This window comes from Pseudoalteromonas sp. GW168-MNA-CIBAN-0100, from assembly GCF_040309225.1.
GTDB lineage: Bacteria > Pseudomonadota > Gammaproteobacteria > Enterobacterales > Alteromonadaceae > Pseudoalteromonas > Pseudoalteromonas arctica.
This window is the reverse complement of record NZ_JBEOOL010000854.1, coordinates 1-251: the sequence shown is the minus strand read 5'-3', so window position 1 is coordinate 251 and position 251 is coordinate 1. Positions and strand designations below refer to the sequence as shown.

General features: G+C 37.1%; 1 pseudogene. It reads left to right on the top strand.

Features of this window, described 5'->3' with window-relative positions:
* Positions 1-185 (top strand): annotated as a pseudogene (locus AAEY62_RS23715) (3-deoxy-8-phosphooctulonate synthase); the annotation flags it as partial.
* Positions 186-251 lie beyond the last annotated feature (66 nt).

Below are 251 nucleotides of genomic sequence, written 5' to 3'. Positions count from 1 at the left end.
GTGGTATGGCACTTGGTATTGCGGGCTTATTTATAGAAGCACACCCAAATCCAAATGAAGCAAAATGCGATGGCCCATGTGCACTAGCATTGAGTAAATTAGAAGGCTACTTGACGCAAATGAAAGCTGTAGATGATTTAATTAAAAGCTTCGCACCGCTTGATACCAGTGCCAGCGATTTATAATTTATAACCTATATATTAGGTAATATTTAAAAAGCGACTAAGGTCGCTTTTTTTACACCTTAAATA